Source organism: Mesorhizobium sp. M7A.F.Ca.CA.004.04.2.1 (genome assembly GCF_004022825.1).
Lineage (GTDB): Bacteria > Pseudomonadota > Alphaproteobacteria > Rhizobiales > Rhizobiaceae > Mesorhizobium.
Map to the genome: position 1 here is coordinate 1 of NZ_RZPH01001740.1, position 522 is coordinate 522.

Genomic DNA, 522 nt, shown 5'->3' on the forward strand with positions numbered 1-522 from the left:
GATGTAGCCGGCGCCTTCGGACGCCAGGAAGGCGATGGTCGCGGCGATTTCTTCCGAGGTGCCGTAGCGCTGCATCGGCACACTGTCGCGGCGTTCTTCTGTGGCCGGCAGGCTGTCGATCCAGCCGGGCAGCACGTTGTTCATGCGCACATTGTCGGCGGCGTAGGTGTTGGCGAAGATCTTGGTGTAGGCGGCAAGCCCGGCACGGAACACCGCGGACGTCGGGAACATCGGGCTCGGCTCGACCACCCAGGCCGTCGAGATGTTGATGATGGCCCCACCCTTCTGCTTGACCATCTGCGGCGCCACGATGCGCACCGGACGGATGACGTTCAGCAGATAGACATCCATGCCGGTGTGCCATTGCTCGTCGGTGATTTCGAGGATCGGCGCACGCGGCCCGTGGCCGCCGCTGTTGACCAGCACGTCGATGCGGCCAAAACGTTCGAGCGTCAGGTCGACGAGACGCTGCAGATCTTCATTGGATTGGTTGGAGCCGGTGACGCCCAGCCCGCCCAATTC

Annotated in this window: 1 protein-coding gene; it reads right to left on the minus strand. The window is 64.2% G+C overall.

Annotated elements, in window-relative coordinates; translation table 11 throughout:
- On the minus strand, window positions 1-522 hold a 522-nt coding region (locus tag EN893_RS37320), incomplete at both ends, for an SDR family oxidoreductase (RefSeq protein WP_128362326.1).